The sequence below is a fragment of the Agrobacterium sp. ST15.13.015 genome, assembly GCF_027871645.1.
Taxonomy (GTDB): domain Bacteria; phylum Pseudomonadota; class Alphaproteobacteria; order Rhizobiales; family Rhizobiaceae; genus Agrobacterium; species Agrobacterium leguminum.
The window spans coordinates 79,322-104,974 of the sequence record NZ_JAQAHF010000003.1 but is presented as its reverse complement, the minus strand read 5'-3'; the positions used below and the strand labels follow the sequence as shown (position 1 = coordinate 104,974).

Annotated in this window: 23 protein-coding genes; 9 read left to right on the top strand and 14 right to left on the bottom strand. The window is 60.7% G+C overall.

Annotated features, from left to right (window positions below):
• Positions 1–97: 97 nt before the first annotated feature.
• A complete protein-coding gene (locus tag PIB16_RS05730) occupies positions 98–1,027 on the top strand; it encodes a DMT family transporter (protein ID WP_271045160.1) in 930 nt (309 codons plus the stop codon).
• Here PIB16_RS05730 and PIB16_RS05725 read toward each other — a convergent pair.
• Positions 996–1,922: a DMT family transporter gene (locus PIB16_RS05725; protein ID WP_271045159.1), complete on the bottom strand. Its 927-nt coding sequence runs from the start codon at positions 1,920–1,922 to the stop codon at positions 996–998. The genes PIB16_RS05730 and PIB16_RS05725 overlap by 32 nt on opposite strands.
• A 193-nt stretch (positions 1,923–2,115) precedes the next feature.
• On the opposite strand from PIB16_RS05725, the gene accB reads away from it, so the two are divergent.
• The 6 genes from accB to PIB16_RS05695 are packed head-to-tail and all read left to right on the top strand — an operon-like array spanning position 2,116 to position 6,903.
• Positions 2,116–2,580: an acetyl-CoA carboxylase biotin carboxyl carrier protein gene (gene accB / locus PIB16_RS05720; protein ID WP_220317627.1), complete on the top strand. Its 465-nt coding sequence runs from the start codon at positions 2,116–2,118 to the stop codon at positions 2,578–2,580.
• Complete coding sequence (accC, locus tag PIB16_RS05715) at positions 2,577–3,968, top strand: acetyl-CoA carboxylase biotin carboxylase subunit (RefSeq protein WP_271045158.1); 1,392 nt, start codon at positions 2,577–2,579, stop codon at positions 3,966–3,968. The genes accB and accC overlap by 4 nt, the downstream gene beginning before the upstream one ends.
• Positions 3,965–4,405, top strand: a complete 441-nt coding sequence (locus tag PIB16_RS05710; RefSeq protein WP_271045157.1) for an acetyl-CoA carboxylase biotin carboxyl carrier protein — start codon at positions 3,965–3,967, stop codon at positions 4,403–4,405. Before accC ends, PIB16_RS05710 begins: the two co-directional genes overlap by 4 nt.
• Positions 4,402–5,115, top strand: coding sequence for a 5-oxoprolinase subunit PxpB (gene pxpB, locus PIB16_RS05705; protein WP_142845560.1), 714 nt, complete (start codon positions 4,402–4,404; stop codon positions 5,113–5,115). Before PIB16_RS05710 ends, pxpB begins: the two co-directional genes overlap by 4 nt.
• Positions 5,112–6,110 carry a biotin-dependent carboxyltransferase family protein gene (locus tag PIB16_RS05700; protein ID WP_125145049.1) on the top strand — a complete coding sequence of 333 codons (999 nt, stop codon included), beginning with the start codon at positions 5,112–5,114 and terminating at the stop codon, positions 6,108–6,110. The genes pxpB and PIB16_RS05700 overlap by 4 nt, the downstream gene beginning before the upstream one ends.
• A gap of 25 nt (positions 6,111–6,135) precedes the next feature.
• Complete coding sequence (locus tag PIB16_RS05695) at positions 6,136–6,903, top strand: 5-oxoprolinase subunit PxpA (protein ID WP_080819634.1); 768 nt, start codon at positions 6,136–6,138, stop codon at positions 6,901–6,903.
• Between the two features lie 149 nt (positions 6,904–7,052).
• On the opposite strand, the gene PIB16_RS05690 is transcribed toward PIB16_RS05695, so the two are convergent.
• The 4 genes from PIB16_RS05690 to PIB16_RS05675 are packed head-to-tail and all read right to left on the bottom strand — an operon-like array spanning position 7,053 to position 10,982.
• On the bottom strand, positions 7,053–8,156 hold the full coding sequence (locus PIB16_RS05690; protein ID WP_271045156.1) for an ABC transporter ATP-binding protein: 1,104 nt from the start codon (positions 8,154–8,156) through the stop codon (positions 7,053–7,055).
• A 9-nt stretch (positions 8,157–8,165) separates the two neighbouring features.
• Entirely contained in the window at positions 8,166–9,242 is a 1,077-nt protein-coding gene (locus PIB16_RS05685; RefSeq protein WP_271045155.1) for an ABC transporter substrate-binding protein, read from the bottom strand.
• A gap of 25 nt (positions 9,243–9,267) precedes the next feature.
• Positions 9,268–10,071 (bottom strand): ABC transporter permease, encoded by an 804-nt coding sequence (locus PIB16_RS05680; RefSeq protein WP_078052160.1) that lies wholly within the window; start codon positions 10,069–10,071, stop codon positions 9,268–9,270.
• On the bottom strand, positions 10,068–10,982 hold the full coding sequence (locus PIB16_RS05675) for an ABC transporter permease (RefSeq protein WP_271045154.1): 915 nt from the start codon (positions 10,980–10,982) through the stop codon (positions 10,068–10,070). Before PIB16_RS05675 ends, PIB16_RS05680 begins: the two co-directional genes overlap by 4 nt.
• Positions 10,983–11,431: 449 nt before the next feature.
• On the opposite strand from PIB16_RS05675, the gene PIB16_RS05670 reads away from it, so the two are divergent.
• Entirely contained in the window at positions 11,432–12,634 is a 1,203-nt protein-coding gene (locus PIB16_RS05670) for a pyridoxal phosphate-dependent aminotransferase (protein ID WP_104679766.1), read from the top strand.
• Between the two features lie 10 nt (positions 12,635–12,644).
• Positions 12,645–13,337, top strand: a complete 693-nt coding sequence (locus PIB16_RS05665) for an SDR family NAD(P)-dependent oxidoreductase (protein WP_125145055.1) — start codon at positions 12,645–12,647, stop codon at positions 13,335–13,337.
• Positions 13,338–13,400: 63 nt separating this feature from the next.
• Here the strand turns inward: PIB16_RS05665 and PIB16_RS05660 are convergent, their stop codons facing one another.
• From PIB16_RS05660 to PIB16_RS05620, 9 genes are all read right to left on the bottom strand, one after another.
• Complete coding sequence (locus tag PIB16_RS05660; RefSeq protein ID WP_078052164.1) at positions 13,401–14,306, bottom strand: LysR substrate-binding domain-containing protein; 906 nt, start codon at positions 14,304–14,306, stop codon at positions 13,401–13,403.
• A 125-nt stretch (positions 14,307–14,431) separates the two neighbouring features.
• Positions 14,432–16,636 carry a methyl-accepting chemotaxis protein gene (locus PIB16_RS05655; protein ID WP_271045153.1) on the bottom strand — a complete coding sequence of 735 codons (2,205 nt, stop codon included), beginning with the start codon at positions 16,634–16,636 and terminating at the stop codon, positions 14,432–14,434.
• A 284-nt stretch (positions 16,637–16,920) separates the two neighbouring features.
• Positions 16,921–18,420, bottom strand: a complete 1,500-nt coding sequence (locus PIB16_RS05650) for an FGGY-family carbohydrate kinase (protein WP_271045152.1) — start codon at positions 18,418–18,420, stop codon at positions 16,921–16,923.
• Positions 18,413–19,255, bottom strand: coding sequence for a class I fructose-bisphosphate aldolase (locus PIB16_RS05645; protein ID WP_065656704.1), 843 nt, complete (start codon positions 19,253–19,255; stop codon positions 18,413–18,415). The genes PIB16_RS05650 and PIB16_RS05645 overlap by 8 nt, the downstream gene beginning before the upstream one ends.
• A gap of 2 nt (positions 19,256–19,257) precedes the next feature.
• Complete coding sequence (locus PIB16_RS05640; RefSeq protein ID WP_271045151.1) at positions 19,258–20,982, bottom strand: glycerol-3-phosphate dehydrogenase/oxidase; 1,725 nt, start codon at positions 20,980–20,982, stop codon at positions 19,258–19,260.
• A 120-nt stretch (positions 20,983–21,102) separates the two neighbouring features.
• On the bottom strand, positions 21,103–22,101 hold the full coding sequence (locus PIB16_RS05635) for an aldo/keto reductase (RefSeq protein ID WP_271045150.1): 999 nt from the start codon (positions 22,099–22,101) through the stop codon (positions 21,103–21,105).
• On the bottom strand, positions 22,098–23,072 hold the full coding sequence (locus PIB16_RS05630; RefSeq protein ID WP_059757988.1) for a sugar-binding transcriptional regulator: 975 nt from the start codon (positions 23,070–23,072) through the stop codon (positions 22,098–22,100). The genes PIB16_RS05635 and PIB16_RS05630 overlap by 4 nt, the downstream gene beginning before the upstream one ends.
• Before the next feature lie 41 nt (positions 23,073–23,113).
• Positions 23,114–24,115 carry an ABC transporter permease gene (locus PIB16_RS05625; protein WP_271045149.1) on the bottom strand — a complete coding sequence of 334 codons (1,002 nt, stop codon included), beginning with the start codon at positions 24,113–24,115 and terminating at the stop codon, positions 23,114–23,116.
• Positions 24,116–24,127: 12 nt separating this feature from the next.
• On the bottom strand, positions 24,128–25,648 hold the full coding sequence (locus PIB16_RS05620; protein WP_271045148.1) for a sugar ABC transporter ATP-binding protein: 1,521 nt from the start codon (positions 25,646–25,648) through the stop codon (positions 24,128–24,130).
• Between the last annotated feature and the right edge of the window lie 5 nt (positions 25,649–25,653).

Here is a 25,653-nt window from a genome sequence, read left to right as displayed (position 1 = left end):
GAGAGTGATGGGGTAAGACAAGATTCTTATGACAGCCGGCTAAGGCTTTTCTCCGCTTCTTCCCCATGACACGGTTTGGGCTGCGATGGGGAGCGGGATGAATCCTAAGACCGGAATTTTGCTCAAGCTGACGGCCATGCTGGCATTCACAGTCATGTCCGCCTGCGTGAAGGGCCTGAACGGGGCGATCCCCGTCGGCGAAGTCGTCTTCTGCCGGGGATTTTTTGCCCTCATTCCCCTCTGTCTCTGGTTCATCGCCTCCTCGGAGCGGATAACCGTGCCGGCCAAAAAGAACATCGGCAGCCTGCTCGCGGGCAGCTCGGCCGGGCTTGGCGGCATGTTCTTCGGCTTTCTGGCGCTCGCCTATCTACCGCTGGTGAATGTGACGGTGCTGAGCTACACGACACCGCTTTTCACCATCATGCTGGCGGCGCTGCTGCTTGGCGAAAAAGTGCGGATATATCGCTGGTCCGCCGTGCTGACCGGCTTCATCGGCGTCTTCATCACGCTCTCGCCGAAACTGATCTTCGATGCCGCCTCAGGCCCCGCTCAAATCGACAGCGTCGCGATGATCGGAACCGCACTGGCGCTGACCGGTGCGCTTTGCGCCGCCTTTTCCTCCATCGCTGTCCGCCATCTGAACAGTATCGAAAAGCCGTCGCGCATCGTTCTCATCTATACGCTGACGGGTGTGGTGGCCGGCCTCGCCACGCTCGGATTTGGATGGAAGATGCCGGATTTTCACCAGTTCCTGCTGCTCGCCGGCGGCGGCCTTGCCGGCGGCATCGGCCAGATCGCCATGACGCTCAGCCTGCGCCACGCCCAGGCCTCGCTGCTGGCGCCGTTCGATTACACCACCATGATATGGGCGATCGCCCTCGGTTATCTCTTCATGGCCGAAGTGCCGACGGGTGCGACCATCATTGGCGCCTTGACTGTCATCGCCGCCGGGCTTTTTGCGATGTGGCGCGAAAACCGGTTGGCGAAACAGACTGTCAGGGAGCCGACAGCGTCAGCTGTTCCGTGACCCGCCTTTTGTGCAGCCGCCTTTCCCGCCACAGCGTGAACAAACCGGCGGCAACGACGATAGAAGCCCCCAGAATGGTCGTCAGGGCCGGGACCTGATCCATGAAGGCATAACCGATTAACAGCGCCCAGATCATTGTGGTGTAATCGAACGGCGCCAGCAGCGAGGCCTCGGCATAACGCAGGCTGAGCGTCACCAATATCTGCGCGATACCGCCAATAAGACCGGTGCCGATCAGCAGGGTCCATTGCCACGCGGTCGGCATTTTCCAGCCCATGCCGATGCTGACAAAGCCGATGACGGTGGTGAGCAGGGTGAAATAGAAGATGATCGCGCCGGTATTTTCCGTCTGCGTCAGATGCCTGATCTGGATCATCGATATGGCGGAGAAAAAAGCGGCTGCCAGACCGAACAGACCGCCGAGCATGGCGACGCCGGAACCGGAAGCGACATCCGAAACATCGAAGGAAAAATGCGGCGACAGTATCAGTACGATGCCGCACAGCCCGACGACCACCGCCGTCCAGCGGTAAATCCTGACGACTTCCTTCAAAAGCAACACCGCCAGAATGACGGTAAAGAGCGGTGTTGCGTAGCTGATGGCCGTCGCGTCGGCCAGCGGAATATAGGCGAGCGCCAGATAGCTGAAGACCATGCCGCCGGTGCCGGAAAAACTCCGCACCAGATGGCCGCCAATATGGCTGGTTGCCACCTGCCTTCGAAAACCGCCCTGCGCCGCCATCCACAGACAGAGCGGCAACATGGCCACAGCCGACCTGAAAAAGACCACCTGCCCGATGGGTATTTCGCCCCTCAGGCTGCTGATGCAGGCGCCCATCAGCACCAGAGCGAGCGCTGCGGAGATTTTGAGGAGAATGCCTTTGCGGGAATCCATGGTTCGTTCCTTCGGAGTCTTCGAACCGTTTCACCACGCGGCGGCGGGATATCAAACCGGAAAGCAATGTCCATAGGAACTTCGTCTGACCCCATCAATCCCGCCCCCATGGTAGCTATTGCTGATGGACAGGGTGCGGATTCCGCTCCGCCCGCCTGCCGCCGTGGGGACAAAAAAGACGTTGGAAACCAATATGGATCTGGAAAAGATCAAGAAACTGATCGAGTTCGTTGGCTCTTCGCGAGTATCCGAATTGACCGTGAGCCAGGAGGGAACCACGGTCCGGATCATCCGCGAAAACAATGCCGTTTCGCCGCCGGCGCCATCATCGCAGCCCCGGCCCGTTGCGGTAGCCGAAACGGCATCCGCGACACCCCGTGCCGAAGAACATGCGCCGGCATCCGCCGCAGCCGCACCGGCGTCATCCGGCATCGTCGCAGCACCCTCATTCGGCCTTTTCCATCGCGCCCCGAGCCCGGGCGCGGCGCCTTTCGCCGAAGCCGGCGACGAGGTCAGGCAAGGACAGGAACTCTTCATCATAGAGGCGATGAAAGTGTTCAACACCGTGAGGGCCGAACGAAGCGGCAGGATCGCCAGATTTATCGCCAATGACGGCGAAGACGTCGAACTTGGACAGCCGGTGCTGGAGTTCGAATGATGGACGCGACACTCCCAAAAGTGGCTGAGCCAAGAGCATTCGATAGCGTCCTGATCGCCAATCGCGGCGAGATTGCCTTGCGGGTACAGCGCGCCTGCCGTGAACTCGGCCTGAAGACCGTCATGATCTATTCGGAAGCCGATAAGGATGCCGACTATCTGAAGGCAGCCGACACCGCCATCTGCATCGGCCCGGCCTCTCCCGCCCAGAGCTACCTCAACGTGCCGGCCATATTGCTTGCGATGGAGCTGACCGGCGCTGGCGCGGTTCACCCCGGCTATGGTTTCCTGTCCGAAAGAGCATCTTTTTCGGAAGCCGTGGAGGCGGCGGGGGCGGTCTTCATCGGCCCCCGCGCCGACGCCATCCGCACCATGGGTGACAAGATCGCGGCGAAGCGGGCGATGATGGAGGCCGGCGTGCCCTGCGTTCCCGGTCCCGATTCCGCCCTGCCGGATGACATGGCCGAAGTCTCGAAAATCGCCGCCGAAATCGGCTATCCCGTCATCGTCAAGGCGGCCGGCGGCGGCGGCGGGCGCGGCATGCGTGTCGTGCACGAGGCCTCTGCTCTTCAGGATGCCGTTCTCGTCACGCGTGAGGAGGCAAGCCGGGCCTTCGGAACGCCGGAACTTTATATCGAAAAATTCCTCGAACATCCGCGCCATGTCGAAATTCAGGTTCTCTGCGATGGTCAGGGCAACGGGGTCTGGGTGGGGCTGCGCGATTGTTCCATGCAGCGCCGCCACCAGAAGGTCGTCGAAGAAGGTCCGGCCATCGGCATCCCGCCCGATGTCGCGGCTTTCGTCGGCAATCGCTGCGTCGAAGCCTGCCGCCAGATCGGTTATCGCGGCGTCGGCACCTTCGAGTTTCTTTACGAGAATGGCGAATTTTATTTCATCGAAATGAATACCCGCCTGCAGGTCGAACATCCGGTCACGGAAATGACCTCGGGCGTGGATCTGGTGCGCCAGCAGCTTCTCGTCGCTCTTGGCCATCCGCTTGAGATTTCGCAGGAGGATATCGTCTGCGAAGGCCACTCCATCGAGTGCCGCATCAATGCTGAAGACCCCTATAGCTTCATTCCCTGCCCCGGCCTTATCACGGCGCTTCACCTGCCGGGCGGTCCCGGCGTCAGGGTCGATACCCATGTGAGGGCGGGTTACAGCGTTTCGGCTCATTACGATTCCCTGATCGCCAAGCTCATCGTCCATGCGCCGACCCGCGAGCAGGCAATCCTGCGCATGCGGCGCGCACTTGGCGAAATGCGCATCGAAGGCGTTTCCACCAACCTGCCGCTGCATCGGGAAATATTACAGGACCCGGCCTTTTCCGAAGGCGGTACGGATATTCATTACCTCGAACATTGGCTTGCAGCGCGGAGTGCAAAGTGAAGCGACAGCCTGTTTCCATATCCCGCTACAGCGAGCCCGGCACGATTGCCGATCTTGCCGCTCACCTCGAGCGCAACAATGTCTCCGCCATTGAAATAGAGACGCCGGATGGATCATTGAAGATCGTTGCCATGGCAGGCGCTCAGCCCCCCGCAGCGCAGCGGCCCATCGAATCGGCCAAAGCGCCGGTAAAGGCCGGGGACATTCTTGCCCGTGCACCGATGGCCGGCATCTTCACGCTCGCGCATCCGCAGCGCCCCGACCGGGCGGTTCGGGCAGGACAATCCGTAGCGAAAGGCGAGATCGTCGCATTCGTCGCAGCCGGACCGGTGCTTGTTCCGGTCATCGCCGAAAAAGCCGGCACCGTCAGCGAAATCGTGACGGAAACGAGTGCGCTTGTCGGCTATGGCTCCACACTTCTCAAGACCGAAACATGATGGTGACGTCGATGAGCAACCTCCCGCTGAAAACGCCCCACCTCACCCCCGCCCATCTGGGCCTGCCGAAAATCTCGATGATCGGCAACAAGACGTTTCTGATCGAAGCGCCCGGCGAGCTGGACTTGCCCGCCCAGCGGCGTATCTGGGCGCTGACGCGCGCATTGAAGGACCGCCCCGAGGTGCTGGAGCTGATACCCGGCATGACCAACCTGCTGATCGTGCTACGCAGCACGCCTGAAGATGCCGGGCATCTGCAGGATGAGCTTCTCGACATCTGGCAAAGGACGGCGGAACTCGATCTTCTGGGCAAGACCATCGAAGTGCCCACGACCTATGGCGGCGAGCACGCCATAGACCTTGCGGCGATCTGCGATTATTCCGGCCTGCCGGACAGTGAAGTCGTGCGGCTGCATTTCGAGCCAACCTATACGGTTTTCGCCGTCGGCAGCGCACCGGGCTTCGGTTATCTCGGCGGCCTCGATCCGCGCATTTTCATGCCTCGCAAGAAAGTCCCGTCGCTTCGCATGTTGAAGGGCATGGTGACGATCGGCGGCATGCAGTCCGGCATCTCGGTTCTGACCGGACCGAATGGCTGGAATTCGCTGGGCTTCACCGAAATCACCATGTTCGACGCCACCGCCGAACAGCCGGCGGTGCTGGCGCCCGGCGACCGCGTTCGTTTCCTTCCCGAAAGGATCGAACTATGATCCATATTCTTGCCTGCGGGCCGCTGAACACCGTGCAGGATCTCGGCCGCGCGGGTTACCGCAATATCGGCATCACCGCCACGGGCGCGATGGACCCCATCGCGCTCAGGGTCGGCAATATTCTTGTCGGCAACGGCGAGGATGCCGCGGCGATTGAAATCCAGACCTTTCCGTTCCGCATCGAATTCGAAGAGGCGCTGACCTTCGCCGTAACCGGTGCGGATTGCGCCGCCCGGCTCAATGGTGCTGATCTGCCGCCCTACTGGTGCGCGCGGGCAGAAAAGGGTCAGATTCTCGAATTTTCGACGCCGCTGAAGAATGCGCGCGCCTATCTCTGCCTTCAGGGCGGCATAGACGTTCCCGTGGTGATGGGATCACGAAGCACCTCACTTCGCGGCTCCTTCGGCGGCCATGAGGGACGCCACCTCACCACCGGCGACAGGCTGTCCGTTCTGCCATCCGAACCAACGGCGCTGCCGGCAAGCGGCCTCGGCGTCATGCCGCTTGCCGAGGCGATGCCGGACATGTTTCCGGTATCCGAAAATGGCGAATTGCTGCTGAGAGCCATTCCCGCCGCCGAACACGATCTTTTCGGCGAAGGTGCGGAACGTTTCTGGTCCGAAGCCTGGAAAATCACCTCGCAGAGCGACCGCACCGGCTACCGGCTTGCCGGCACGCCACTTATGCTTTCGGCTCCCGTCGAGTTGCGCTCCTATGGCGTCATTCCGGGCGTGGTTCAGGTGCCGCCGGGCGGCGAGCCGATCATCCAGATGAGCGACGCCAACACGGCCGGCGGTTATCCGAAGATGGCTGGTATCATCGACAGCGATCTTTGGCGGCTCGGCCAGGCGCGCATCGGCAGTCGCATCCGTTTCGTGCAGGCAACGGTGCGCGAGGCGCTGGAGGTCGAACAGGCAATCGACGCCTATTTCGCCGATATCCGCAAGACCCTGCCGCTGGTCACCGCCGCACTCGGCACGCTCGCAAAACGATAATCCTGAAGAACACGGAGAGGGAACCATGAAGATCGATGTTAATTCCGATATGGGCGAAGGTTTCGGCGTCTATAAGGTCTGCGACGACGAGAAGCTTATGGAAGTCGTCTCTTCGGCAAATATCGCCTGCGGCTTCCATGCCGGCGATCCGGAAATGATGGCGCGCATGGTGCGTCTCGCCAAACAGAACGGCGTCGGTGTCGGCGCCCATCCAGGCCTCGCCGACCGTCTCGGCTTCGGCCGCCGCGAAATTCCCGTCGATGCGGAAGAAATGGAACAGCAGGTTCTCTACCAGCTGGGCGCGCTTTCGGCGATTGCCAGGGCACAGGAGGTCGCGCTCTCCCATATCAGCTTCCATGCCGCCATGGGCAACATGATCAACCGCGATGCCGCGCTTGCCGAACGGATCATGAAAAAAATCAAAGCGGTCGATCCCGATCTCATCGTCTTTTCAATGCCGGACATGCTGATCGAAAAGGCGGCGCTGGATTGCGGGCTGAAAGTGCTCAACCTCTTTCTTGCCGACCGCGCCTATGATGTGAAGGGCCAGCTCGTGCCGCGCAAGCTGCCCAATTCCGTCATCAAGGAAGAGGGAAAAGTGCGCGCACGCGTCCGCCAGTTTCTGGAAAAAGGCACGGTCACGACCATCGAGGGCGAGACCATTCCCGTTCGTGCCAGATCGATCCTCGTCCACAGCGATACGCCCGGCTCGCTGGAGCTTGCGCGCACGGTGCGCAGCGAAGTGGAAGCCTGCGGCGGCAGCGTCGTGCCGGCTCGCGAAGTGGTTGCCTGAAGCGGCATACGCCTCATATCCAGCACAAAAAGCACGGCACCGCATTCCATGTCAGGAGCGCGGTGCCGTAATTTCGTCGGCTATGGAATACGGCCCGGATTTCGATCCACCGCCAGCCGGGTGGCGTGAGGTGCCCGGCCGCGAAATCATCAATTCAGCTGGATCACGTGATTGCTGTCGCTCGTCCAGCTCAGTCTCACCCGGTCGCCAGCGGCGCTGACGGCATTGGTGAAACCTTCGGTCTGGGTCTGCCGGTAGGCGATCATCGGCTCGCCATTGTCCAGACGCAGGTAATAATGCAGCATGAAACCGCGATAGACGACCTGCTCCACCCGCGCCGTGGTGGAATTGCTGGCGTTTTCACCTGCGTCCACCGCAAGCGGTGACACCGAAATCGCTTCGGGGCGAACGGTGACGACGACCTTGTCGCCCTGAACCGCCCCCATATCCTTGACATCGAGCCGCACGCCGGAACCGGTGACCAGCCTTGCGGAACGACCATTGCGCTCCGCCACGCTCGCCTCGAAGAAGTTCGAGGCGCCGATGAAACCCGCGACGAAGCGGGTCAGCGGCTTCTGGTAGATTTCGCCGGCCGGTGCGATCTGCTCGAGATTGCCATCCCGCATCACGGCGATCTGGTCCGCCATGGTCAGTGCCTCGTCCTGATCGTGGGTCACCATGATCGTGGTGAGGCCAAGCCGCTGCTGCAGGCTGCGGATTTCGACCTGCATGCTTTCCCTCAGGCCCTTGTCGAGCGCGCCGAGCGGCTCGTCCAGGAGGAGCATCGAAGGCTCGATCACCAGCGCGCGCGCCAGCGCCACACGCTGCTGCTGGCCGCCGGAAAGCTGCACCGGCAGTCGGTCGCCGAAGGCGTGCAGCTGAACGAGATCGAGCGCCTGCTTCACGCGCCCCTCCCGGTCAGCCTTCGAGATGCCCCGCATCTCCAGACCGAAGGCGACGTTTTCGGCAACGGTCATATGGGGAAACAGGGCGTAGTTCTGGAAAAGCATGCCAACATTGCGGCGGTGAACCGGGGTGCGCGTGGTCGGCTTGCCGCCGACCACGATTTCACCCGAGGTGGGATCGACAAGCCCAGCAATCATGCGCAGGCAGGTCGTTTTCCCGCAGCCGCTCGGGCCGAGAAGCGCCAGGATTTCCCCTGCCTTGACGGTAAGCGAAACATCATCGACGGCAACGACCTGACCGCTGTAATGTTTGGTCAGTCTCTCCAGGCGGACTTCTACGGATTTCATCAGCGTTCCTCAGCCGTTAAAGGTCTGGTTGTATTTTTCGAGCCATTGGGCGCGGCGCGGAATGATGTATTTCCAGTCCGGCGTGAAGAGGTTGAGCGATTCCATCTTCGTTTCCGGGTAGGCAAGGAACTTCGCCGTATCTGCGCCGAACTCGATGCCCTTGACGGAGGGCGCGCTCAGCGTCACTTCCGAAAGCATCTTCTGCACACCGGGATCGAGGATGCGGTTGATATAGGCAAGCGCGAGATCGCGGTGCGGCCCGCCCTTTACCAGGGCAATGGAATTGATGCCGGTGAATGCGCCTTCCTTCGGGAAGGTCATGTCCAGCGGCACGCCCTTCTTGGTGTGCGGATAAACCGCCTTGGAATATTCGATGCCGCCGAAATCTGCCTGGCCCTGCGCCACCATCATCGTCTGCGCTTCCGCATCGTATATCGAGAGCACGTTCGGCTTCAGCTCGGCGAGTTTCGCCCAGCCGGCATCGGTATCATATTGCGCTTCCTTCAGCGGCTTGCCGGTCGCAAGGGCGGCCGCCACCATCAGCATCAGAACGCTCTGGGTGTTCTTCGGTGTGTTGAGAAGCATGCGGCGGGCATATTTCTTGTCGAACATCTGTTCGTAGCTTTCGAACGGCTTGCCCGTCGTCGGATTATAGAACAGGCCGGCAATCGAGATTGCAAAACCGACGCCGAAATTGTCTTCGAAAAGATAGCGAGAATAGACGTTCTTGAGGTTGGGGATTTCGTCCGCCGGCAATTGCTCGATCAGGCCTTCCTCCTTGGCCTGCGGCACGCCGACATCGTCCATCGACATCACGCTATATTGCGGATTTTCGCGGGTGGCGCGCAGCGTGGCGATATTGGCGAGCGTCGCGCCTTCGGTCGTCAGGACCCGGCACTTATATTCCTTTTCGAAAGCCGGGATCACTTCCTTCTTGATCAGCCCGCCCTGCGCCGAATTATAGACGCCGACATACATGGTGCGGTCCTGTGCGGAAGCCGCGGTGTAGAAATAGGGTGTGGCGAGCGCGCCTGCGGTGACTGTCAGGAAACTGCGCCGTTTCATGATGATGGTCTTGTCTGTCATTTCCGGTACCCCTCTTGTTGTTGATTTACATAGCCATTGCCCGGCGCAGACCCACCAGCCTGTCGAGGACGAGCACGACGGTCACCGCCAGAAGAATGATGATGGTGGACATGGTCGCGACCGAAGGATCGAAGACCGTGCCGATCTGGCGATAGAGAACGATGGGCACGGGCAGGTTCGCGGAATCCGCCAGCCACATCGAAACGGGATAATTGTCGAAAGAAACCATGAAGCAGAAGATCGAGCCGGAGGCGACGCCGGGCGCGATCTGCGGAAAGATCACCCGCGTGAAGGTTTTCCAGCGGGTGGCGCCAAGCGTGCGCGCCGCTTCCTCAAGGCTGACATTGACGAGCTGAAGGCTGGTCAGCACCGTGCGGATCACATAGGGCGACGTTACGACGGTGTGGGCGATGAGAAGCTTCAGCTTGGTATCCATCCAGCCGTAGCCGGAGAAAAGCTGCAGCAATGCCAGGCCGGTCACCAGCACGGGAAAGATCAGCGGCGAAAGCAGCAGTCCCTTCATCAACGAGCGGCCGATGAATTTTCCGCGGGAGAGTGCGAAGGCTGCCGGAACGCCGAGCGCCAGTGAAAGGATGGTGGTCGCCACCGCCAGCGCCGCACTGAAGGTGAGACCAGCGGTGAATTCCTCGTTCTGCATTACCGCTGCATACCAGCGGAAGGTGAAACCCTGTGGCGGGAAGGTGACGAAATAACTGTCGGAGAACGAGATGGCGACGACGAGAATGATCGGTGCCAGGATGAAGACCATCATGGCGGCGGTGATCGCGTAAAAGACGATGGCGGAAGTGCCAGTCAGCTTGTTGTTCATGACGCGCTTGCCTTGATACGACGCCCGCCGAGCAGCCGCATCGAGACGGCGTTGATCAGAATGACGATGAAAACGAGGATGGTGGCGATGGTGGCGCCGAACGGCCAGTCATAGACCGCGAGAACCTGCTGTTCGACCATGTTGCCAAGCATCTGCGAGCCGGGACCGCCGATCAGAGCGGGAATGACGTAGGATGCGGAAGCGAGCGAAAACACCAACGTGAAACCCGCTAGCAGACCGGGAAGGCTGAGCGGGAAGGTGATCCGCAGGAAAACTTTCCATGCCGGCGCGCCGAGCGTGCGGGCGGCCTGCTGCAGGTTCGGATCGATCTTGCCAAGCGCGGAGGACAGCGGCAGCACCATCATCGGGAAGAAAATGTGCAGGGAGCCGATAATGACGGCGGCATCCGAAAACAGCAGCGTCATCGGACTGTCTATGATGCCAAGATTCATCAATACGTAGTTCAGAAGGCCGGTCGGACCGTTGCCGAGAATGAGCTGCCAGCCGTAGGCGCGCACCACGACGCTGACGGCCAGCGGCGCAATCACGATTAGTGTGATGATACGGGTCGTGACGATATTGCCGCGCACGAGAACGGTCGCGACCGGATAGGCCAGTATCGCCGCAAGAATTGAGGTGATCAGGCTGATGCGGATCGTCGCCCAGAGCACCTTCTGGTAAAGATCGACCTCAAAAAACCTGACATAATGGGCAAGCGTGAAGGGGGAGCCGATCAGCCCCTGCGAATTCTGGGTCATGACGCTGAAACTCATCAGCCGAACCGCCGGCCAGAAGAAAAAGATCAGCAGAAAGATCAGCAGCGGCAGGATGAGGATGCCGGGCGAAAACAGCCGACGCTCGAGGGCCTTCCAGCCGGAAACTCCGCGGCGTGGCGGGGCATGTGGTTCCATGATCGCAATATCCGACATCTATACTCCCGTCGCGTTGAATACGGCACGAGGCATCGCTTTGAGCCGAACGAGATCGTCCAGACCCTATGACTAGAATTTGCTGGGTGTGCTCCCTGTCGAGGCATACGGTCTTTTGCCGGCGCCTGTCGCATATTTCTGCATTTTCGCGCCGGTTACCTCTCTGGGTAACATTGCCCGACGCGTCGTTCCCTTGTTGTTAAGCCGAGCTTAGGGGCTAAGCCGACGGGCTGCATAATATTTTATTCCTCTGAGGTCATCGCATACGCATATGGACTGCCCACCCCGTTTTGGCGGGCTATGCATCAAAATCCCGTATGACGTCACATCGAAGTCGTATTGGGGAAATAGCGGAAAATTCCCGTAACCTCTTTGTCATGCACTGGCGTCGCGACGATGCCTGCCTTCACCGTTACAATCGGAAATAATCCATGCCCACTATCGCCCAACGCCTTAACAACGTCACCGTGTCAGCTTCGCTCGCCATGACCCAGAAAGCGCGCGATCTCGCCGCTCAGGGCATCAAGGTCATCAGCCTGTCGTCCGGCGAGCCGGATTTCCCGACGCCTGCCCACGCGGTCGAGGCGGCGCATGCGGCGGCCCTTGCCGGCGACACGAAATATCCGCCAGCCGACGGAACCCCGGCGCTGCGGGCCGCGATCCAGCGGAAGTTCAAACGCGACAATAATCTCGACTACGATCCGAGCCAGATTCTGGTGGCGGGCGGCGGTAAGCAGATCATCTTCAACGCCATCATGGCTACCTGCGACCCGGGCGATGAAGTCGTCATTCCCGCGCCGTCCTGGATCAGCTATGCCGATATCGTGAAGTTCGCGGGCGGCGTGCCCGTGCCGGTGGTTTGCCCGGAGAATAACGGTTTCCGCCTGCGCGCCGAAGATCTCGAAGCCGCGATTACCCCGAAGACCAAGTGGCTGCTTTTCAACTTCCCCAACAACCCGACGGGCGCCGCCTGCTCCCGCGCGGAAATGACGGAAATCGCCGAGGTCATGCTGCGGCATCCGCATGTCTGGATCATGACCGACGATATGTATGAGCACCTGATCTATGACGACTTCGAATTCTGCACCATCGCCGAAGTCGAACCCCGCCTCTATGACCGGGTCCTGACCGTCAACGGCGCATCGAAAGCCTATGCCATGACCGGCTGGCGTCTCGGTTTCTGCGGCGGCCCGAAGGATCTCATCAAGGCCATCAGCAACGTCAATACCCAGAACAGCGGCGGTGTCGCGACCATCGTGCAGGCTGCCGCCGTCGCGGTTCTCGACGGCCCGCAGGATCTGCTGAAGGAGCGCGCCGATATCTACAAGACGCGCCGAGACTTCGTGCTCGGCAAGCTTTCGGAAATCGAGGGGCTTCGCTGCCACAAGCCGGAAGGCGCCTTCTATATCTTCCCGAATATTGCCGCGCTGATCGGCAAGACGACGAAGGGCGGCACGAAGATCGAGAACGATACCGATTTCGTCATGGCGCTTCTCGCCGAACATCACGTTGCGACAGTGCAGGGCGCGGCCTATGGCCTCAGCCCCTTCTTCCGGCTTTCCTATGCCACCAGCATGGAAAACCTTGCCGAAGGCTGCGCCCGCATCGCCGAATTCTGCAATGGAATGAAATAGGGAGAACAGCATGTTGGGAGGAAGTGGCCGTGTCATCATGGTTTCCGGCGCATCGCGGGGTCTCGGCCTTGCGATCGCCAAAAGGCTTCACGAAGCGGGTTTCACGGTGGCGGCGGGAGCGCGAAATCCGGCCGCCGTTGCGGTGAAGGACCGGCTTTCGGCCGATCGCTACGATGCGGAAGAGGCTGGTTCGGCGGAGGCCTGGGTTGACGCCGTTGCCGCCAGATATGGCCGGATCGACGGGCTGGTGAATTGCGCCGGCATCAACCCCAAGGTCCGGGTCATGGATGCGGGCGAAGAAAGCCTCGACCAGATGTGGCGTATCAACGTCAAGGGTCCGCTGAGGGTAACCCGCGCCGCCATTCCCCATCTCGTAAAAACCGGACAGGGCAGGGTCATCAATGTCGCTTCGCTGGCGGGACGCCGCGTGGGGTCAAATGTGGGTTATGCCATGACGAAATTCGCTGTCGTCGCCCTCACCCACGGCATCCGGCAGGAATTGTGGGACAGCGGCGTGCGCGCCACCGCGCTTTGCCCTGGCTATATCGCAACCGATATGACGGTCGGCGAAACGGAAGTCAGCCGCGAGGATATGACCCAGCCGGACGATCTCGCCGAAATGGTCGAAACCCTGCTTCGCCTGCCGAACAATCTTTCGGTGGCAGAATTGCTGGTGAACTGCCGCAAGGAAGCAATGCTTTGATCTTTTCCATGCGCGGCACCGGGAAACGTTGCTGCGCATGGCTTTAGAACCGGCCGGACCCTTTTATTTCAGGGTCTCCGCCAGTTGCAGCAATATCTCCTTCACGGCAAGCGCGGGCTCGGAGAGCGGCGTATTGTCCGATACGCAGAAGGACAGCGTTTCCTCGATCATCGGGCTGGCGATCTGCCTCACGACGATGTCCTCATTGGATTCTGCGACGATGCGGTCGGCAATGGCCTTGGGCGTTATGGTCGCGCCAAGCCCGGCATCCACGCCGCGCGCGATGGTCCGGACCGATTCCAGCTCCGCCATCACGATCAGATCCTTGCGGCTGCGGGTGAAGGCGAGATTGATGGCGCGGCGCACGAAATTATAGGTCGGCGGCAGAAGAAAGGGCAAAAACGCCAGATCGGCGACCGTGATCGGCGCATCGCCCGGTTCCACGCCGAAGCTGCGATGCACGACGAGGACGAATTCCTCACGGAACAGCGGCGTGAACTTGACACCCCGGATCGGCCCGACGCCGTGGATCAAACCCATTTCCAGACGGCCGTTCATGATCATCTGGCTATAGGGCTGGCTGACGCTTTCCGTGATGTGCAGCAGAATGCCGGGATGAAGCCGCTTGGTTTCCTCCATCAGACGCAGCGAAAGCGTGGCGGCGCTGCTGAAGGGCGCAAGGCCCACCGACACCTTGCCGGAAAGCACAGCCCCCGCTTCCAGCGCCTCCGCCTGCGCCTGCTCCATCTGCCGCAAAATGACCTGCGCATGCCTGTAGACGACCTTGCCGGCATCGGTCATCACCACGCCCTGCTGGCTTCGGGTCAGCAGTTTCTGGCGGAAATGCTCCTCGATGCTTGCCAGCTGCTGGCTGAGCGCCGGCTGGGCAATATGCAGCACATCGGCCGCTCTTGTAATGCTACCCATGTCGACAATCGTGATAAACGATTTCAGGCGCCTGATATCCATCTGCTGTTGATCATCCCATTACTTGCTTGCAGGAAATAAGATGCTCAATTTGCAGACAAAGTCCATCTTCCATTTCCTCGCCGTGTCCATCGGAGCCGATGGACACGGCCGCTCAGGGCGTCCATTCAGGCGGCCTTGAGAGACCCCCGATAAGCGTCCGCTCCCTGACCGAGTTCGAACTGGCCGAGCAGCCGGTTCAGCGCATCGACCTCCGTTGCCAGCGTGTGGCTTGCGGCGGTCATCTCCTCGACCATCGCGGCATTTTTCTGCGTCTCCTGGTCCATCTGGTTGACGGCGACGTTGATCTGCTGGAGGCCGGATGACTGCTCCTGCGCGGATTCCACGATCGCGGCGACGTGCTGGTTGATTTCCTGCACTTCGGCAACGATGACATCGAGCGCCTTGCCGGTATCGCCGACAAGATGTACGCCCTCTTCGACCTGCTGGTTCGACTTGGTGATCAGCGACTTGATTTCCTTCGCCGCAGCGGCGGAGCGTTGGGCAAGCTCCCGCACTTCCTGCGCCACCACCGCAAAACCCTTGCCCGCCTCACCGGCACGCGCCGCTTCCACCCCGGCATTCAGCGCCAGCAAATTCGTCTGGAAGGCGATCTCATCGATCACGCCGATGATGCTGGAAATTTCGTTCGACGATTTCTCGATCCGCTCCATCGCCATCACGGCCTGACGCACGACTTCACCAGACCGTTCCGCGCCGATGCGCGTGCGGGAAACCAGCCGGCCCGCCTCATGCGCACGTTTGGCGGCGTCTTTTACCGTTGTCGTAATCTCTTCAAGGGCCGCAGCGGTCTCTTCAACGGCCGCCGCCTGCTGCTCCGTTCGCCGCGCCAGATCATCGGACGCTGCCTTGATTTCATTGGCGCCGGCGTCGATGCCGGAGGCATTTTCCGATACCCGCAGAAGCGCGTCCTGCAATTTCCCGGCCGAGCCGTTGAAATCGCCACGCACCGCGTCGAGCTGCTCGACAAAGGGATTGTCGATACGGCAGGCTAGGTCGCCGTCAGCGAGCTTCGCCAGCGCATAAGCCAGGCTGTCGACGGCAAAACGGATGCTGCCCGCCTCATCGGCAGCCCTGCGTTCCCGCGCCGCACGCTCTTCTTCGCCAAGCGTGCGGTTGCTCTCGGCCTGCTGTTCCAGTGAGGCCTTCTGCCGATTGTTTTCGCGCAGAACATCGAGAGAGCGGGCAAGATCGCCGATTTCGTCCCTTGTCCCGATATCCTTCAGTGTCAGATGAAGATTTCCCTGTGCAATCTGGGCGGTCTCATCGATGATGTTTGCGATGCGCCCGATGAACCGCCGCGCGATGAACCATCCCGCCAGCGCCAGCAGGACGGTGGCCGTCACTATGGTCAAAGCGGCGTCACGCATCATGGCATGCAGCTGCGCAAACACCGTTTCTTCCGGCACCGAGATGATTGCGTACCATTTCATGTCCTGGGTAAGCATGACCGGCAAGGCGATGGCGAAGGACGCCGTTCCATCCTGTGCGGTGATCTCGCGCTCCGCACCGGGATTTGCAATCAACTGGTCCCAACCGGCGGTCTTCGCACCGCCGTCCGCGAGGCTTTTTCCCATGATCGCCGCATCCGGATGACTGATGACCTTGCCGCCGCCGCTGACCAAACTGACGAAACCCGTTCCCATGGGCCGCACCGCCGAAAGCGCCTTGCTCGTTTCATCGAGCGACAGGTCGAGGCCGGCGACCCCCTGAGGTTTGCCATCGACCATAACCGGCTTGGCGATCGAGGTAATCAGGACCTCCTTGCCGTCGATTGCATAGGAATAGGGTTCGACGACGACCGTTTTCTTCAGGGTGAAGGGCAATTGATAATAATCGCCCGGGCCTGCGGTGGCATAGTCCGTCAAAGCGGTATTGCCTATTTTGCCGCCGCTGCGCACCCAATAGGGTATGTACCGGCCGGTCGCGTCATGCCCCTCCCTGTTGGCGAATTCCGCATCCTTGCCGTCAAACGCATTTGGCTCCCATCCGGTCCAGAGGCCAAGGATGTCGGGGTTATTGGCCAGCATCTGGTGAATGATCTGATCGGCCTTACCCCGGTCGGCATCGCTTGACTGTTTCATCGATTCCAGAACCGAGACGAGGCTGTTGACGATATGGATCGTGCCGCCGATATTCTTTTCGGTCGCCAGGGCTTCGCTATGGGCGATCTGCCGCATACGCTCAAGATTGTTGGCCCTGGTATCCTCAATGGACCGATAAAACAGCACGGCCGAGGCCGCGATCGTCGCAAAGACCCCGCATGCGGCGACCGCAAAAATATTCCGACCCGTTGTCGATTTAAAAAGCATGTCCCATCCCCCAAAACTATGCTGCAACGGTGGCGAGAGTTACGGGTGCGTGCGCAACTGTTGGCGACCGGGCTGGAGGGTGAGCTTAAGAAGTTATGTTTAAAATTTACTTTCAATTCTATTTTTCAAGCGCCATATCAAAACATCAATACTTTATAAAGTTGCAATATTGAAGTATATACAAACTATTGCACGATATCTTCACCCCCTGCACAGATACTTTTGCTCTGCGCAGGGGCTCTGCTCGATGCGGACGCGCGATTGCGCTCTGCTAAAGCCGGAGACTATTGCGGTAACCGCAAAGCGCTCCAGAAGCCACGCAACTGCGCGGTCAATTCTGCATAGAGACCGTAGCGCCGCAGATAATGCGAGACTTGCGCAGCATCGGGCCGGTAAGCATTCGCAACCCGTGTCATCGCCGCAACCGCCTCCTCATAATCAGGATAAAGCCCAATCGCCACGGCCGCACCAATGGCCGCGCCGAGCGCGCCCGTCTCGCGGGCTTCCGCGACACGTAGCGGAATTTCCAGAACATCCGCCATGATCTGCGGCCAATGCTGGCTGCGGGAACCGCCGCCGGACATCACGGCGCTTTCCACCGGCAGTCCCGCTTCGCGCAGAACGCCGATATGGCGGCGATGCTCGAAACACACCCCTTCGAACAGGGCCCGCAACATATGGCCTTCGCCGTGCCATCCCGCGAGGCCGTAAAAGCCACCGCGAAATTCCGCACCCAGCCGCGAGCCGAAAATGAACGGATGGAAGAACGGATCGTCGGCGCGGGGTGAGACGGAGCCGACCAATTCGTTGCATCGCTCGAAGGCGTGGTCGCCATGATCGCCGCGAACGCGGTGCACGTACCATTCGAGGTTGGCGGCGGAGGTGGCGCTGGATTCGATATTGACATAGCGGTCACGGCCGAAGGTGGTGACCATGAAGACATCGGGACTGATGACCGGCCTGTCCGCGAAAACCTGGTTGATGCTCCAGGTGCCGGCGATGATGGAAGCTTCCCCGGCATTGATGACCCCCGACCCCATGGCGCTGGAGACCACATCGAAGAAACCGCCGATCACAGGTGTGCCTTCGGAAAGCCCCGTCACAGCCGCAGCCTCGCCCGTCACCTGGCCGACGATGTCAGCCGATTCCACGCGACGGGGGAAGAACGCGAACGCGTCCTCAAGATCGTAAAGCGACAGAAGCTCGCGGTCGAGCCGCGCTTCCGGCAAGGCAAGCAGCCCAGCGCCGCTGAGATCGGAAATATCATTGGCAAGGAACCCCGTCAGGCGGAAATTGACGAAATCCTTGCAGAACAGGACCGTGCCGGTCCGGGCATAAAGATCGGGGGCATGTCGCTTCACCCAGGCCAGAAGGCTGGGTGTTTGCGCAGGCCATGGCCGCTGCAGGCAACGGGCCTGCAATTGCGTTCCGCTTTTCCGGTCAAGCTCGGCCGCCACATCGGCAGCACGGCTGTCGAGCGACTGGATGCCGATCAGGGGCTGCCGGTCCTTGTCCAGAAGATAGAGGCCATTGCCGTGGCCGGCGCAGCCCACTGCCAGGATGCTGCGGGGATCGACGGACGATTTCACCAGAAGCTGGCGGATCGCCTCGCAGCCGTTCCGCCACAATTCCTCGAGATCGCGCTCGACATAGCCGGGCTCAGGAAATGTCGACTGTCCGTCGATGGCGTGTTGCGCAACCTGCCGGCCTTCCGTGTCGAACAGCACGGCCTTGATGACCGTGTTGCCGACATCGAGACCCAATATGTAATTTTTGTCAACCACGATTATAGATATCCCATGCTTCCTCACCGCCCGCACCCTGATGGATGATGGCCATCAAAGCCGCAACGACGGCCTTGGGATTGTCGTGCTGGTAAATATTGCGCCCATAGACCATCCCGTTCGCACCTTCGGCCACAAGAGCCGCCGATTTCGTAAGCACGTTACGCAAGTCCTCACGCCCCCCGCCCCGCACCAGCACCGGGCACCGCGCGGCTTCGATCACCTTGTGAAAATCGCGCGGATCGCTAGTCGGATCGGCCTTGATGATATCGGCTCCCATTTCCGAGGCAAGGCGCACCAGCGTGACGATCTTTTCGGCGTCGCCATCCACCTGATAACCGCCGCGCACATCATTGGGCAGCATCACCAGCGGCTCGATCATCAGCGGCATGCCGAAACGATGGCAATCTGCCCGCACACGGCTGATGTTTTCGACGCATTGACGAAACAGCTCCGGCTCATCCGGCAGCATGAACAGGTTCACGACGACGCAGGCGGCGTCCATTTCCAGCGCACCGATGATCGGATCGTGATGGTTCTGGAGCTGCGACCACATGGTTCTGTGGCGCGTGGAATTGTAAGGGTTGCCCATGTCGATACGCATGACGAGGGCCGGCTTGTCGCGCTCCGGCCTCTGCTGCAGCAGATCCGCCTGCCCATAGGCCATCTGGATGGCATCGGGACCGGCCTCGGCCAGCCTGTCCACGGTCTGCGCCATATCCTCCAGCCCAACGAGGAAGCTCGGTTCGTTGCAAACCCCGTGATCGATGGCCACATCCAGGCAACCGCCATTGCGGAACAGCCGGTTCATGCGCGCCTTTTTCGAAATCCGCATCATCATGCATTCTCCTTGCATCTGTGTTGAAGCATTGCCGGCGTGACTCCATAAAAAGTCTCCAGCTCATGGATAAGCCGCTGCCGTTCCGCCGCCGCCTGGGTGGCCGGCCAGCCAAGCTCGCGGGCCGTAACGGCGAGGATCTCGTCGATCAGATCGGCATCGATGACGCCGGTGATGGCGAGCGTCGTGCGCCGCAGGGCGAGATCGGTCAGGTGGCGCACGTGTTCGAAGCGGATCAGCCAGACCACCTCCGCGGCCGTGATCGGCGATTTTTCCGAAAGCCGCACATCATCCGCACGGCCCCGGCAAAAGCCCATCAGATCGAAGGCACGGGAGCCGTAAGCCAGAGCCAGATGCTCCGCCCGCTCTCCGGCAATCGAAAATTCCTCCGACAGCAAGGCGGGCAGGCTGCTGGCACCGGTTGGAAAATTCCTGCCGCCGCCGATCGGGCGGTCCAGGGTGCCGGTCAGCCGCCGGCGTCCAAAAAAGGCCAGAACCTCGTCGGTCACCTGTTCGCCAAAAGCCCTGAAAGTGGTCCACTTGCCGCCGATCATGCAGAGCTGCGGCGGATCGCCCGCAACGCGATGGATGAAATGGCTGCGGGAAATTCTTCCGGTAAAGGCGGCATCGCTGCGCGGCAGCGGACGTATGCCGCTGAAACTGAAAACGATGTCGGAATGGGTAATGGCAATCTGCGGAAAGACCTGCCGGATCGCGTCCAGAATATAATCCCGTTCCTCGGGCTCGCAGCGCACCCGCTCGGGGCGATCCACCTTGATATCGGTTGAGCCCGCGAGAACCCGGCCGAGATAGGGAAAGAGGATACAGACGCGATTATCGTCATTCTCGAAGAAGATCATATGGCCGTTCAGGGCCTTCAAAAGCGCCTCATTCGCAATGATCAGATGCGATCCCTTGGTTCCGGAGACGGTCGGTTTTGCTATTTCCGCCGCCGCGGGTGTAGCCAGCGTGCCAATCGTCTCGTCGATCCAGGCGCCGGTCGCATTAACAATGATCTTTGGGCGGATAGGCAGGGCTTCATCCATGCCCTCCAGCCGAAGACGATACGCGTCGCCGAGACGGACAAGCTCCGCATAGTTGAGCGCAATGCTTTGCGGCGCATCGGCATGGGTGTCGATCAGAAGCTCCAGTGCAAGCCGTTCGGGCTGGCTTATCCACGCATCGTAATAGGTAGCCGAATATCTGATTTCCGGCGTCAAATCCGGCCAATCCTGCAAAGTCCCGGACGCACCGCGAAAGGCGTGACGGGGCAGGATACGGTTTTTGCGGGTGACGAAATCATAGAGCATCAGACCCGCCTTGATGGCGAGAGCGCCACGGCTTGCGGGTTTTCCGCCGGAACCGGCAAAGGTTGCCGCCGCGTTGAACAGGCCGCTGAAAGTTGAAAAGATCGGGATTGTGGTCGGCAGCGGATGAACCATATGCGGCGCGAGCCTGAGAAGCGCATCCCGCTCCCGCAACGATTCTGCCACGAGGCCGAATTCACCGTTTTCGAGATAACGCAGGCCACCATGGATCATGCGCGACGGCGCGGCGCTGCAACCGGAGGAGAAATCGTTGCGCTCCACCAGCAGCACCCGCAGCCCCTGCAAGGCGAGATCGCGATAGGCGGCAATTCCGTTGATGCCGCCGCCGATCACGACGGCATCGAAATCACCATCGAGCCGGATGCGGCGCAGAGCGTCCTCGCGAAAATTGGGCATAGAAATACCGTTCGCTGGCGGATGACCAGCGTCCCAATGTTGTTGACCGTTTAAAGCGACGTGAGAGACGGGACGAAAATGATGCGCTGTTCGCCTGAAGTCCCGTCTCAGCCTACATAATCAGGTATCGAGCCCCACAAGATGCTCCGCGACACCGGCATTGATGAGCGCCAGCTCACTCTCCGTGAGGCGAAGATGTGCAGCCGCGGCGTTTTCAACCGCCTGGGCCGGATCGCGCGCGCCGCAGAGCGAGAATGTTATGCCCGGCTGTGCAATCGTCCAGGCGATCACCACCTGCGCGACCGAAGCCCTGTGGGCGGCCGCCACCGGTTCCAGCACGCCCATCAGCCGAGCAATCTTCTGACGGTTCGCCTGGCTGAAGCGCGGGTTGCCGTGGCGCTGGTCGTCGTCCGCAAAGACCCGTTCAGGCCCGACCTTGCCCGAGAGGAGACCGAGCGCCAGCGACGAATAGCTGAGAACCGAGACATCGTTCTTTTGGCAAAGCGGCAGCAGCGTCGTCTCGATATCGCGCTTCACCATGGAATATTCTTCCTGAATGGCATCCAGCGCGCCGGTGGCGATATAAGCCTCAAGATCGCCGGGCGAGACGTTGCTTGCGCCGATGGAGCGGATCTTCCCCTCCTCTTTCAGCCGCACCAAAGCCCCGACCGTTTCGGCAATAGGCGTCGTGGCGTCCTGCCAATGGGTCACGTAGTGATCGATATAATCGGTTCCGAGCCGTTTCAGACTTTCTTCGACCTCGAAACGGATAGAGGCAGGACCGAGATAACGATGAACGGGCTTGCCATCCTGATGGAAGAAATAAGCACCCTCATTCACATGCCAGACCAGCCCGCATTTGGTAACCAGCACCACCTCCTCGCGCCTGCCGGCAATTGCCTTGCCAACGATGGTTTCCGCAAGCCCCATGCCATAGGCCGGTGCGGTGTCGATCAGGGAAATACCCGCATCGATGGAGGCCTGGATGGCGGCGATGGATTGCCGCTCGTCGGTGCCGCCCCACATCCAGCCGCCGATGGCCCAGGTGCCGAGCCCCACGGCGGATGCGCCGATGCCGCTTCTGCCGATCGTCCGGGTCAATATTGCATTGTCCGTCACGCGGTTTCCCCTCCTTCGTGATCCAGTAAATAGCCGGCTATCGCCTCGTCCACGACGAGCGAGGTTAGATAGCGGCCGGCAAGCGTGGCCGCCACCGGTCCGGCCTTGATGGCGCCTGCCGCCACACCGATGATATTCGGGCACCGGGCAAGCTGCCCGGGGTCCAGCGCCACCACGCGCGAGTTGAGATCGATGCGCGCCAGCTGCCCGTCCGCCATGGTAAGATGGGCGAGAAACTCGCCGGCAATGCCCGCATCCACCAGCGCCTGCCCGCCACGGGCCGCATCCGGCAGAAGATCGTAATAGCCGGAGCCAGGAGCCTCCACGGAGCCGATGCCGACCAGCGCCACCTGCGCCTGCCGGGCCAGATCGAAGACCTCACGGATCGATGCGACATTCATCAGCAGATCGCGCTGTTCCTCATCCTCGGCAAACAGCGGCGCATGAACGAGCGATGCGCTGCCGCCGAGCTTCTCCGCCAGTTGCGTGGCGAGATGATTGACATCCGTATAGTGCTTGCCCTGCACGCCGCCGGTCAGCGGCACCACCCGCACATCGAAACGACGCTCCGCCTCAAGATTGTCGACAACGGCACTCACCGCCTTGCCGCCGGTAATCGCGATCACATCGCCGTCACGAATGGTCTCCAGCAAATGGTTGGCGGCCACCCGACCCACCATCTGCAAGGCGGTTTCCGGATTATCGGAGACCGTCGGCGTCACCACCGACTGCCTGAGGCCGAAACGGCGGGTAATCTCGTTTTCGAGGTCCACCAGCCTCTGATAGGGGCTGGCGATGGTGATCTTCACCATGCCCGCCTTGCGGCCGGCCGCAATCATGCGGTTCACCTTGGTGTGGGAAAGATTGAGCCGCTCGGCGATTTCCGACTGCTTCACACCCTCGATGAAATGCAGCACCAGGACGGAATACATCTGCCTCTGTTGATCGAAATCGTCCTTGATATCCAGCATGGTCGTCTTTCTCCAGTTACCCTCGGGCGAGCGAAGGGCGCTCAACGGCGGCGCCTGACCAGATAGTGGTCGAACAGGACCGCAGTGAGCAATATGCTGCCCCTGATGATGTCCTGCCAGTAGACAGACACATTGAGCAAGGCAAGCGAACTGGAAACCACCGAAAGAAGGATTGCCCCAAGGATCGCGCCGAGAATGGTGCCAGAGCCGCCCGAAAGGCTCGCGCCGCCGATGACCGCAGCCGCAATCACGTTAAGTTCCATGCCGACGCCGAAGCTTGGCTGGGCAGAGCCGAAACGGGCCATATAGATAACGCCTGCAACGCCGCACAACATCGAACAAAGCGTGGTTGTGGCAAACACTACCCGGCCGACGCGGATACCGGAATAGGCCGCCGCTTTCGGATTGCTGCCGGTATAGAACACCTTGCGGAAGGCGCTCGTGCGTCGCAGCAGCAGATCGAAAACGACAACCACCACCGCGAAGATAATCAGCACCAGCGGAATGCCGCCAAGCGCGCCCTGACCGATGAACTTGAATTCCGGCGGCAGGGAATAGAGCCCAAGCGGCCGCCCGCCCGTCGCCAGCAGGCACACACCGCGCGCAATCACCATGACACCCAGCGACACGATGAAATGATGCAGCCCGATCACCGTCGTCAGGAATCCCATGGCCATGCCGATCAAGGTCGTAAGGCAGATCGCCAGCCCCGCCGCCACCCATGGGTCGACGCCATTGAGGAAGAGCCAGCCAGCCGCCACCATCGCAAGTGCGGTGACGGAGCCGACCGAAAGGTCGATACCGCCAGAGATCAGCAGGATCGTCATGCCCACCACGACGATGCTTTCGATGGCGAAGACCATGGCCATGGCCCGCAGATTGTCCACGGTCAGGAAATACGGAGATATGAAGGACATCACCGCAAAAAGCGCGAGGATGATGACGATCAGCCCGGTTTCCCGCGCCTTGAGCGCCGGCTCCCACCAGGTGGTGCGGCGAACCGCCGTCTCAGCTATGCCCGAAGGTGTTTCCGATGTTGCCATTTTCCCGCTCCCTCAGGCCCTTTCCGGGCTATGCACAATATTGATCGATGCGAGCTGCATGATCTTTGCCTCCGTCATGTCGTCGCCCTCGACCTCACCCGTAATCCGACCCTCGCGCACGACCAGCACGCGGTCGCTGACGCCGATAAGTTCCGGCAGTTCCGAAGAGATGACGACCACACCGACCCCCTCACGCGCCAGTTCCCGGATCTGGCGATGGATTTCCGCCTTCGCGCCCACATCCACCCCGCGTGTCGGCTCATCCAGAAAGATGACCTCCGGCTCCACCGAGAGCATCTTCGCCAGCGCCACCTTCTGCTGGTTGCCGCCGCTCAGGGTCGATACCGCATCGCCGATGCTGTTCGCCCGCAATTTCAGCCGGCGTCCCAGCTCATCGGCACGCTTCATTTCCTTGCGCCGTTCGATGAAGCCCATGCCGTTCGATACCCTGCCGATATCGAGCGCAGAGACATTTGAGGCGATGGACATGTTGAGGAAAAGCCCGTCCCCCTTGCGATCCTCGGACAGATAGACCAGCCCCTCGCGGATGCTGTCACGATAATCCTTGAGCCTCAGCGGCCGGCCGCGCAGCACAACCTCGCCTCTCGGCTTCCCCTCCAGCCGGCAGACCGCCCGGGCGATCTCGCTTCTCCCCGCGCCGATCAGCCCGGCAAGCCCCAGGATTTCGCCGCGGCGCAGATCGAAATCGACATCGAAAACCCGCTTTCCTTCGTTCAGGCCCCGCACAGAGAGAATGACGTCATCCGATTTTTCATCCTCCGAAAGCTTTGGCGGGTAGAGCTTGTCGAGCACCCGTCCCACCATGCTGTTGACGACTTCCTCGGGGGAAATATCGGCAATATTCTCCGTCCTGATATGGCAGCCGTCGCGCATCACGGTGATGCGGTCGCAATGTTCGAAAATCTCCGCCATACGATGCGAGATATAAACGATGGCAATGCCCCGTTCCGCCAGCCGGTGCATGATCCTGAAAAGCGTCTGGGCTTCGGTTTCGGTCAGCGCCGCCGTCGGCTCGTCGAGGATCAGGATGCGGCAATCGAGTGTCAGCGCCTTGGCGATTTCGACGATCTGCTGTTGCGAAATCGACAGGTCTCCGGCCCGGCGGGCGGGATCGATATCACCGATTTCCCGCAGCACAATTGCCGCCCGCTTTTCGAGATCGCGATAGTTCATGAACCAGGAGCGGCTCTGCCCCGTCTGCGACATAAACATGTTCTCGGCGACGGAAATCTCCGGGCAGAGCGCGATCTCCTGATGCACGAAACCGATGCCAAGCCGGTTCGCCGCATTGGGCGAGGATATCTTGACCGGTTTGCCATCCAGCACGATTTCCCCGCCATCCGGCTGCAGAATGCCGTCGATGATATGCATCAGCGTCGACTTGCCGGCGCCGTTTTCACCGGCCAGCGCATGGATTTCGCCGCGCCGCAACTCGAGTGCCGCATTGCGCAGCGCCCGCACGGGGCCGAACGCCTTGTGAATATTCGTCATGCTGAGGATGACCTCACCCATAACGC

Coding starts and splice junctions, on each gene's coding strand:
- PIB16_RS05730 (WP_271045160.1), top strand. CDS start 98: ATGAATCCTAAGACCGGAATTTTGCTCAAGCTGACGGCCATGCTGGCA.
- PIB16_RS05725 (WP_271045159.1), bottom strand. CDS start 1,922: ATGGATTCCCGCAAAGGCATTCTCCTCAAAATCTCCGCAGCGCTCGCT.
- accB (WP_220317627.1), top strand. CDS start 2,116: ATGGATCTGGAAAAGATCAAGAAACTGATCGAGTTCGTTGGCTCTTCG.
- accC (WP_271045158.1), top strand. CDS start 2,577: ATGATGGACGCGACACTCCCAAAAGTGGCTGAGCCAAGAGCATTCGAT.
- pxpB (WP_142845560.1), top strand. CDS start 4,402: ATGATGGTGACGTCGATGAGCAACCTCCCGCTGAAAACGCCCCACCTC.
- PIB16_RS05700 (WP_125145049.1), top strand. CDS start 5,112: ATGATCCATATTCTTGCCTGCGGGCCGCTGAACACCGTGCAGGATCTC.
- PIB16_RS05695 (WP_080819634.1), top strand. CDS start 6,136: ATGAAGATCGATGTTAATTCCGATATGGGCGAAGGTTTCGGCGTCTAT.
- PIB16_RS05690 (WP_271045156.1), bottom strand. CDS start 8,156: ATGAAATCCGTAGAAGTCCGCCTGGAGAGACTGACCAAACATTACAGC.
- PIB16_RS05685 (WP_271045155.1), bottom strand. CDS start 9,242: ATGACAGACAAGACCATCATCATGAAACGGCGCAGTTTCCTGACAGTC.
- PIB16_RS05680 (WP_078052160.1), bottom strand. CDS start 10,071: ATGAACAACAAGCTGACTGGCACTTCCGCCATCGTCTTTTACGCGATC.
- PIB16_RS05675 (WP_271045154.1), bottom strand. CDS start 10,982: ATGGAACCACATGCCCCGCCACGCCGCGGAGTTTCCGGCTGGAAGGCC.
- PIB16_RS05670 (WP_104679766.1), top strand. CDS start 11,432: ATGCCCACTATCGCCCAACGCCTTAACAACGTCACCGTGTCAGCTTCG.
- PIB16_RS05665 (WP_125145055.1), top strand. CDS start 12,645: ATGTTGGGAGGAAGTGGCCGTGTCATCATGGTTTCCGGCGCATCGCGG.
- PIB16_RS05660 (WP_078052164.1), bottom strand. CDS start 14,306: ATGGATATCAGGCGCCTGAAATCGTTTATCACGATTGTCGACATGGGT.
- PIB16_RS05655 (WP_271045153.1), bottom strand. CDS start 16,636: ATGCTTTTTAAATCGACAACGGGTCGGAATATTTTTGCGGTCGCCGCA.
- PIB16_RS05645 (WP_065656704.1), bottom strand. CDS start 19,255: ATGCGGATTTCGAAAAAGGCGCGCATGAACCGGCTGTTCCGCAATGGC.
- PIB16_RS05640 (WP_271045151.1), bottom strand. CDS start 20,982: ATGCCCAATTTTCGCGAGGACGCTCTGCGCCGCATCCGGCTCGATGGT.
- PIB16_RS05630 (WP_059757988.1), bottom strand. CDS start 23,072: ATGCTGGATATCAAGGACGATTTCGATCAACAGAGGCAGATGTATTCC.
- PIB16_RS05625 (WP_271045149.1), bottom strand. CDS start 24,115: ATGGCAACATCGGAAACACCTTCGGGCATAGCTGAGACGGCGGTTCGC.
- PIB16_RS05620 (WP_271045148.1), bottom strand. CDS start 25,648: ATGGGTGAGGTCATCCTCAGCATGACGAATATTCACAAGGCGTTCGGC.